This window comes from Robinsoniella sp., assembly GCF_034124845.1.
The window spans coordinates 1-8,965 of the sequence record NZ_JAWYAJ010000135.1; the positions used below are offsets into that span (position 1 = coordinate 1).

9 protein-coding genes are annotated in these 8,965 nt (G+C 40.7%); 6 read left to right on the forward strand and 3 right to left on the reverse strand.

The window, feature by feature from the left end:
* Both ACH2DQ_RS06475 and ACH2DQ_RS06480 read left to right on the forward strand, forming a co-directional pair.
* The coding region (locus ACH2DQ_RS06475) for a peptidoglycan DD-metalloendopeptidase family protein (protein WP_395026036.1) at positions 1-570 on the forward strand (570 nt) is incomplete at its 5' end.
* A gap of 390 nt (positions 571-960) precedes the next feature.
* Positions 961-1,227, forward strand: coding sequence for a GIY-YIG nuclease family protein (locus ACH2DQ_RS06480; RefSeq protein ID WP_394914817.1), 267 nt, complete (start codon positions 961-963; stop codon positions 1,225-1,227).
* A gap of 98 nt (positions 1,228-1,325) precedes the next feature.
* Here the strand turns inward: ACH2DQ_RS06480 and ACH2DQ_RS06485 are convergent, their stop codons facing one another.
* Positions 1,326-2,018, reverse strand: a complete 693-nt coding sequence (locus tag ACH2DQ_RS06485) for a hemolysin III family protein (protein ID WP_394914816.1) — start codon at positions 2,016-2,018, stop codon at positions 1,326-1,328.
* A gap of 310 nt (positions 2,019-2,328) precedes the next feature.
* On the opposite strand from ACH2DQ_RS06485, the gene ACH2DQ_RS06490 reads away from it, so the two are divergent.
* The 4 genes from ACH2DQ_RS06490 to ACH2DQ_RS06505 all read left to right on the forward strand — a co-directional run bounded on the left by ACH2DQ_RS06490 (position 2,329) and on the right by ACH2DQ_RS06505 (position 7,541).
* A complete protein-coding gene (locus tag ACH2DQ_RS06490) occupies positions 2,329-3,678 on the forward strand; it encodes a 5-bromo-4-chloroindolyl phosphate hydrolysis family protein (protein ID WP_394914815.1) in 1,350 nt (449 codons plus the stop codon).
* Between the two features lie 100 nt (positions 3,679-3,778).
* Positions 3,779-4,951 (forward strand): toxic anion resistance protein, encoded by a 1,173-nt coding sequence (locus tag ACH2DQ_RS06495; protein ID WP_394914814.1) that lies wholly within the window; start codon positions 3,779-3,781, stop codon positions 4,949-4,951.
* 300 nt (positions 4,952-5,251) lie between these two features.
* Positions 5,252-6,841, forward strand: a complete 1,590-nt coding sequence (locus ACH2DQ_RS06500) for a DEAD/DEAH box helicase (RefSeq protein WP_394914813.1) — start codon at positions 5,252-5,254, stop codon at positions 6,839-6,841.
* 94 nt (positions 6,842-6,935) lie between these two features.
* On the forward strand, positions 6,936-7,541 hold the full coding sequence (locus tag ACH2DQ_RS06505; RefSeq protein WP_394914812.1) for an ECF transporter S component: 606 nt from the start codon (positions 6,936-6,938) through the stop codon (positions 7,539-7,541).
* A 57-nt stretch (positions 7,542-7,598) separates the two neighbouring features.
* Here ACH2DQ_RS06505 and ACH2DQ_RS06510 read toward each other — a convergent pair whose 3' ends face one another.
* Both ACH2DQ_RS06510 and ACH2DQ_RS06515 read right to left on the reverse strand, forming a co-directional pair.
* Positions 7,599-8,141, reverse strand: a complete 543-nt coding sequence (locus ACH2DQ_RS06510) for an NADH peroxidase (protein ID WP_394914811.1) — start codon at positions 8,139-8,141, stop codon at positions 7,599-7,601.
* Between the two features lie 278 nt (positions 8,142-8,419).
* The gene (locus ACH2DQ_RS06515) at positions 8,420-8,962 is read right to left on the reverse strand and encodes an NADH peroxidase (RefSeq protein ID WP_394914810.1); all 543 of its coding nucleotides are present in this window, start codon (positions 8,960-8,962) and stop codon (positions 8,420-8,422) included.
* Between the last annotated feature and the right edge of the window lie 3 nt (positions 8,963-8,965).

An 8,965-nucleotide genomic window follows, 5' to 3' on the forward strand; every position in this document is an offset into this window, starting at 1 on the left:
AAACCTACATTAGCAAATGATATGGATGTAGATCCCGCATATCTGGCAGAAAACGAAGCAAAAACAAGTGCTGATGCAAATACAGCAAAAGAGTCGGAAGACAGCGTAGATGCAAACTCAACAAACATTCAGGCTAAAATAGAACCTACCGTTGATTTCGGAGATAACAGCACATTGACCTGGCCGGTAGCAGGTACCGTATTAATTGACTACAGTATGGATTCTACCGTATATTTCAAGACATTAAATGTTTACAAATATAACCCGGCACTGATTATCGGCAGTGAAGTAAACGGACAAGTTCTGGCAGCCGCAAAGGGTATTGTTAAGTCCATCGATGTAAATGAAGAAACAGGTACAACCATTACCATGAACATCGGAAATAACTATGAATTAGTTTACGGACAGTTAAAAGAAGTTCCGGTAGCAGTAGGTGATGTAGTGGAAACAGGTTCCATTATAGGTTATGTAAGTGAACCTACAAAATATTACTGTGAAGAAGGAAGCAATCTCTTCTTTGAGATGAAAAAAGACGGAACACCGGTAGATCCTTTCCTGTATCTGGAATAGTCAGGCAGGCGATTACGAACGAAAAACAAACAGTGGGCAAAAGATAGATGACAGAGGTCTTGAATTTTCAATTTTTCCGATTAAGCGGTAAAATGCCGTGAAAAGAATCGGGAGGGAAAGAAAATTTAAGGCCTTTTAAAATCCTTGCACATTTTTAAGAGAAGAGAGTATACTATATTAGTACAGCGGATAAGAACTCCACTGTACCGAATAAAGTTACACCTGCGGATACGCAATCGAATTCTTCTTACTTGGCGTTACAATTTCCAAATGCAAACTGTCGTATTTGATATGGGTGAAGTACTTTTTCGTCGATTGCTTTTTATAATAAGCGCATGTATGAGGTTCTTGTATGTGCGCTTTACATAGACATTAAAGGATGAAGATAAAATGAATTATACGTATATATTAAAGTGCAGCGATGGCACCTACTATACCGGTTGGACAAACAATCTGGAAAAAAGGATAGATGACCATAACAGCGGAAAAGGTGCTAAGTACACGAAGGGAAGGCGGCCGGTAGTGTTGGCCTATTGTGAGACATTTGCTACCAGGCAGGAAGCTATGAGAAGAGAATATGAGATAAAAAAGCTTCCGAAAAAAGACAAGCTAAAGCTTATGAATGGATGTTCTGATGGTGGACAGGAGAAATCATAATTCATTACATAAAACGGCTGTCCCCGTAATACGCAATAGAGTTCCGGGGACAGCCGTTTAGCATTGCAGAAATCAATTTCCAAACAGGCTCTAGTCTTTTAAATTGCCATTCCTGCTACATAAACGTACATAAGAATGAAATGACAGATGCTTCCGCCCATAACAAACAAATGAAAGATTTCATGTAATCCAAAGTTTTTATGCCTGGAATCAAAGATCGGAAGTTTAAGGGCATATATAATTCCTCCAACAGTATAAATGATACCGCCGGCAAGAAGCCAGCCAAATGCGGCTGTCGGAAGAGCTTTTGTAATCTGGGTAAATGCAAGCACACATACCCATCCCATTCCGATATAGATTATGGAAGAAAACCATTTTGGACAGGTAATCCAGCACATTTTAATAATTATGCCTACAATTGCAATACTCCACACAATAGTACATAAGAGATTGCCTGTGGGACCGTTTAAGACGATCATGCAGATTGGTGTATAAGTACCTGCGATCAGAATGAAGATCATGCAGTGATCCAGCTTCCGAAGGATGCGGTTGGTGCGTTCCGTCAGATCAAGGGAATGATAAGTGGCACTGGCCGCATAAAGCATAATCATACTGATAATAAATATAGACAGGGATACGATATGTGTCCGGTCGGGCTGCATCACCGCCGTCTTAATTAGCAGTGGCATAGCAGCAAAAATTGCCATTACCATACCTATGAAATGGGTAATGGCGCTTCCGGGATCCTTTAACCGAAATTTTCTCTGGGTGATTGTTGCAGTTTGATTCATAATATTACCTCCTCAAGATTCTATGTCATCAATATAGTAATTACTGGAAATGATATTTCGACATGTAGTATTGAAAACTACATCATGTTATGGATATATTATACCCTGGAAAAGGAAAAAGCAACCCTGTTTTGGTAAATTTCTTAAAAAATTAAGGATTTTCTAATATATCAGTCAAAAATTTCTGATATGCTTCTAAAATCAAGTACTATTAAAGGAAATAGATTGTTTTTTTATGGATTATCATTTATAATTTATCTTAAGCAAATCAGGTAAAATATTGTTTTTATTGATAAGGCAGGAGGATATCATGGGTAACCAGGACTGGTCGAATCTGGGCGACCAAATAAAGAATACAGTGCAGTCTGCGATCGATTCGCAGAATTTCAGACAATTGAATGATACAATCAGAAATTCAGTAAACAGTGCAATAGATAATGTGAACCAGAGCCTGAATCAGGCAAATCAGAGGTTCAATCGCGGTAATATGGGGAACATCGGAAATTTTGGACATCCTTATTCCGAGCCGCAGAATCCTTGGGATTCCAGGAAAAACAGGAACAGGGACAGGCAGAAAAATAGTTTTCATGATGTTCCGGCAAAAGGAGTTAAAAATGAACTTATTTCCCGAAACAGCGGGATGAAAGGTGCGGGCTATTCCCTGACTATCGTGGGCTATATTTTAGCCGGAAGCCTTGGTCTGGCAACCTTTATCATAGCTTTGGTAAGTATGATTTCGGGAGGGCTTGAAGGAGGAGCTGCTATCGCAATTGGGGTGATTTTTCCATTTTTACTTGCCAGTATTATCATGGCATGGCGGGGAAGTAAGATTCTTGGCAGGTTAAAGAGATTTAAACTCTATGTGCGGCAGCTTCGGGGACGTGAATATTGTTCGGTTAAAGAATTGGCGGATGCAGTTGGGAAGCCGGTTCATTACACCGTAAAAGACCTGAGGGAAATGATTCGTAAAAATATGTTCTGTCAGGGTCACATTGATGCCCAAGAGAGCTGTCTCATGATCACAGACCAGGTCTATAATCAGTACCTGGAAGCGCAGCATCAGATGGAAATCCGCCAGCGGGAAGAGCGGAGCAGAATTCAAAATGCGGAGACAGTCAAAAAAGAACAGAAGGCGAAAAGGGAAGATGGTTCAGTACCGGAAGACGTACGAAAAGTAGTGGAAGAGGGTCAGAGCTATCTGGATAAGATTAAAAAGAGCAACGATGCAATCCCTGGCGTAGAGGTATCTGAGAAAATTTCCAGGATGGAAGTGATTACCACTAAAATATTTGAGCGTGTGGAACAGCATCCGGAACACATCCCGGATCTCCGTAAGTTTATGGAGTATTATCTTCCTACCACCGTAAAGCTGCTGGATGCTTATGAAGAATTAGACAGGCAGCCGGTACAGGGTGAAAACATTCTCACATCCAAACGGGAAATTGAGGATACACTGGATACGATTAATATGGCTTTTGAGAAGCTTTTAGACGGTTTCTTCCAGGATACATCCTGGGATATCTCTTCCGATATTTCTGTTCTTCAGACTATGTTTGCGCAGGAAGGTCTGACGGGGCAGGATTTTAAGAAGGCAAGGGAGAGCGCTGTTAAAAAGGAACTGGATCCGGAAAATAATGATGAAATAAAATTAAAGTTCTAAATATAAGTGAGCATCCACGGACACCGGAAGGATCTGATTACTTCCGGTTGTGCCAAAAGCTTGCAGGAATGCTAAATTTTACAGAAAAGAGGATTAAGACATGAGTGATGAATTCAAAGACTTTGCATCAGCACCGGCACCGACCTTAACGCTGGATCCGTTCCAGTCAGAAAAGAGTGATAATCAGCTTCAGGCTGCACAGACAGTAAAAGCAGTAGTAGAAGAACCAAAAAAGCCGGAATTTGATGAAAGTATGCTTTCGCCAGAAGAAAGAAATATGGTTAACAGCTTTGCAGAACAGATCAACTTGACAGATTCTAATGCTATATTGCAGTATGGTGCAGGAGCCCAGAAGAAAATGGCGGATTTTTCTGAAGCGGCGCTGGACAATGTCCGGACAAAAGATCTTGGGGAAGTAGGAGAAATGCTTTCCGGTGTTGTGACAGAATTAAAAAGTTTTGAAGTGGAAGAACAGGAAAAAGGTTTTCTGGGTTTCTTCAAGAAGAGCAGCAATAAGATCACGGCAATGAAAGCGAAATATGATAAGGCAGAAGTAAATATCAACCGTATCTGTGAAGCTCTGGAAAGCCATCAGGTACAGATGCTAAAAGATATAGCAGTACTTGATAAGATGTATGGTCTTAACCAGTCTTATTTTAAAGAATTGTCCATGTATATTCTGGCGGGCAAGAAAAAGCTGGCTAAAATCCGTGCAGAGGAGCTTCCGGCTTTAGTACAAAAAGCAACCAATTCCGGACTGCCGGAAGATGCACAGGCAGCAAAAGATCTGGATTCCCTTTGCAACCGTTTCGAAAAGAAGCTTCATGATCTGGAGCTAACAAGGATGATTTCACTTCAGACGGCACCTCAGATCCGCCTGGTACAGGGAAATGATACTCTGATGGTTGAAAAAATACAGTCCACTATTGTGAATACCATACCACTGTGGAAAAGTCAGATGGTATTGGCTCTGGGTGTTGCTCATTCGGCAGATGCGGCAAAGGCACAGAGAGAAGTTACGGATATGACAAATGAATTGCTGAAGAAAAATGCACAGACACTGAAGATGGCGACTGTGGAAACAGCGAAAGAGTCCGAACGGGGAATTGTAGACATTGAGACTTTAAAGACTACCAATGAGTCACTGATTTCTACGTTGGATGAAGTTATGCGTATCCAGACAGAAGGACACCAGAAGCGTATGGAAGCAGAGTCTGAAATGCAGAGATTAGAAGGCGAACTGAAGAGCAAACTCCTGCAGCTTCAGGGATAATATGTGAAATAAAACAGCCGATATACATTGCAGCTGGAAATATTTCAGGATATCCTGGCAGATACCCAGGGATAAATTATGGTTCCGCCCTTGACAAGGGAACCGAAACTATGGTACGATAAGTTTCGTAATATCGTGTCAGTATAGCAACAATGTAAAATATTGAGGTTAAGGCCCTGTACATAAGAGTCATGTTACAGGGCTTTCTTTATGCGATTTCATGGCGCGAAGCGACGTGTGGGAAGTGCAGATATAAAGGCAGCCTGGGAAAACAGGCAAATAGAAAGGAAACACGAATACATGGAAACAGTTAGATTTGATGAACTTGGTCTTAGTGACCAGATACTAAAGGCAGTAACAGAAATGGGATTTGAAGCAGCGAGTCCGATCCAGGCAAAAGCCATTCCGGTACTTATGGATGGAAAAGATGCGATTGGCCAGGCACAGACAGGAACTGGTAAGACAGCAGCATTTGGAATTCCACTTCTGGAAAAGATTGATCCAAAGAATAAGAAGCTTCAGGGGATCATCTTATGTCCTACCAGAGAATTGGCAATTCAGGTGGCGGAAGAAATTCGTAAATTGTCAAAATTCATGCACGGGATAAAAGTACTTCCTGTTTACGGTGGACAGGATATCGTGAAACAGATACGTTCTCTGAAAAGCGGCGTACAGCTGATTATTGGAACACCAGGTCGTGTAATGGACCATATGAGAAGAAAAACGATTAAATTTGACCAGGTGCATACGATTGTACTGGATGAAGCAGATGAAATGTTAAATATGGGATTCCGGGAAGATATTGAAACCGTATTAAAAGAGATACCGGAAGAAAGACAGACCGTACTTTTCTCTGCAACAATGCCAAAACCAATTATGGATATCACCAACCAATATCAGAAAAAAGATGCGGAACTGATAAAGGTAGTAAAAAAAGAACTTACCGTTAAAAATATAGATCAGTATTATTATGAAGTAAAGCAGAAAAACAAAGAAGAAGTATTATCCAGACTTTTGGATATGTATAATCCAAAGCGTTCCCTTGTATTCTGTAATACGAAGAGAAAAGTAGATGAGCTGACAACGGCACTCCAGGGCAGAGGTTATTTTGCAGAAGGGCTTCACGGAGATCTGAAGCAGACACAGCGTGACCGTGTTATGAATGGTTTCCGTAATGGAAAAACAGAGATTTTGATTGCAACAGATGTTGCAGCCAGAGGAATCGATGTAGATGACGTAGAGGCAGTATTTAATTATGATATTCCGCAGGACGATGAATTTTATGTACATCGTATTGGTAGAACGGGTCGTGCAGGAAGAGTCGGAAAAGCTTTCTCATTTGTTGTGGGAAAAGAAGTATATAAGCTGAAAGATATTCAGAGATACTGTAAGACAAAGATCTATGCACAGCCAATTCCGTCATTAGATGACGTAACTGCAATCAAGGTAGAGAAGATCCTGGAAAATGTCAACCAGATTATAAACAATGAAGACCTGAAAGATGTGATTGATATGCTGGAGAATCACCTGAACGAAGAAGATTACACAGCTATGGATATTGCTGCTGCATTCCTGAAGCTTTCCATGGGAAATGATGAAGCAATGGAAGAAGAAAAAGGTATGGACTTTGGCAATACAGGTGCAGAAGAAGGTATGGTACGTTTATTTATCAATATCGGTAAAAAGCAAGGTGTACGTCCTGGAGACATCCTGGGAGCAATTGCAGGAGAATCCGGTATGCCGGGTAAACTAGTAGGAAGTATAGACATGTACGACAAATATACTTTCGTAGAAGTTCCCACAGACCGTGCGAAAGAAGTATTGATTGCAATGGATCATGCAAAAATAAAAGGAAAAATGGTAAATGTGGAACCTGCAAACCAGAAGTAAACTGGCATGGATAAAAAACATGAAACTGGCTGTTTTAACATAACCAGTATAGTGCTATGATATTCCCAAATTCAAAAAGAGGAGAGGACATATCATGCAGCACAAAAACCAAAACCAGACAATAATGAAGCTTGCACAGACGGCTCTGTTAGCAGCACTGTGTTTCGTATCGTTTACATTTTTTCAAATAAAAATACCTATGCCGGGAGGAGATGCCACATCTATCCATATCGGAAACGCCTTTTGTGTACTGGCGGCTTTACTGCTGGGCGGAGGATATGGCGGCCTTGCAGGGGCAGTGGGCATGACAATTGCGGATTTAATGGATCCGGTTTATATCGTTGGAGCACCCAAGACTTTTGTATTAAAGCTCTGTATCGGGCTGATAACCGGTCTGGTGGCACATCATATAGGAAAAATCGGTGAAAGCAATGACAAGAGATATATTATGAAATGGAGTATCATTGCATCTGTATGCGGCTTAGGTTTTAACGTAATATTTGATCCTCTGGTGGGTTATTTCTACAAACAGATCATATTGGGCCAGCCTCAGGAGATGGCTTCTGTTTTAGCTAAATGGAGTACTGCTACAACGTTTGTTAATGCGGTTGTATCTACATTCCTGGTAGTCATATTATACAGCGTACTGAGACCGGCGCTCGGCAAGGCCGGCTTGCTGGTATCAACAGCTAAAGGTTAAATTGAAAAGAAGCAGGTGTCGGATTTCCGATACCTGCTTCTTTAGGAGAAGGAATAATTAACCAAAATATCTTTCTAATAAACCTTTAAAAGCTTTACCGTGGCGCGCTTCGTCTTTTGCCATTTCATGAACAGTATCATGGATAGCATCCAGATCAGCAGCTTTTGCACGTTTAGCAAGATCAAACTTACCTGCAGTAGCCCCATTTTCTGCAGCAACTCTCATTTCCAGGTTCTTCTTAGTACTGTCAGTTACAACTTCACCAAGGAGCTCTGCAAATTTAGAAGCGTGCTCTGCTTCTTCATATGCAGCTTTTTCCCAGTATAAACCGATTTCAGGATAGCCCTCTCTGTGAGCAACTCTGGACATAGCCAGGTACATTCCTACTTCAGAACATTCTCCTTCAAAGTTTGCTCTTAAGTCTGCTAAGATATCTTCAGAAACGCCCTGTGCAATCCCTATAACATGTTCTGCAGCCCAGCTCATGCTTCCGTCTTGTTTAGCGAACTTGCTTGCAGGTGCTTTACAGATTGGACATACCTCCGGTGCAGAATCTCCTTCGTGAACATAACCACAAACATTACATACAAATTTAGCCATATTAAAATCTCCTTTTCATTTTTATAATTTAGTTTAAGGAATTGTATTCCTGATTCATATTTAATAATAGTAATTGTTACTGATATTAATATACTACATATCTATTCATTTGTCAATCGTTTCTTATAAGTTTTTAAAATAATTTTTTACTGCAGACTAACTTTTGACTAAGACATAATGGATCATTAATTTATTTATTTTCTAAATATTTGATCTTAATAAGAAAAGCAAGTATACCTGTTACCAGATACACTTGCTTTGATATGAATGCGGTCTAATTAACCAAAATATCTCTCTAATAAACCCTTGAAAGCTTTACCGTGACGAGCTTCATCTCTTGCCATTTCATGTACAGTATCGTGGATAGCATCCAAGTCAGCAGCTTTTGCACGTTTAGCAAGATCAAACTTACCTGCAGTAGCGCCATTCTCAGCGGCAACTCTCATTTCCAGATTCTTTTTAGTGCTGTCCGTTACAACTTCACCGAGCAATTCAGCGAATTTTGCAGCATGTTCTGCTTCTTCATGAGCAGCTTTTTCCCAGTATAAACCGATTTCAGGATAGCCCTCTCTGTGAGCAACTCTGGACATAGCCAGGTACATTCCTACTTCAGAACATTCTCCTTCAAAGTTTGCTCTTAAGTCTGCTAAGATATCTTCAGAAACGCCCTGTGCGATCCCAATAACATGTTCAGCAGCCCAGCTCATGCCTTCTTCCTGCTTTGTGAATTTGCTTGCAGGTGCTTTACAGATTGGACAGACTTCCGGTGCAGAATCTCCTTCATGAACATAACCACATACATTACATACAAATTTAGCCATTTT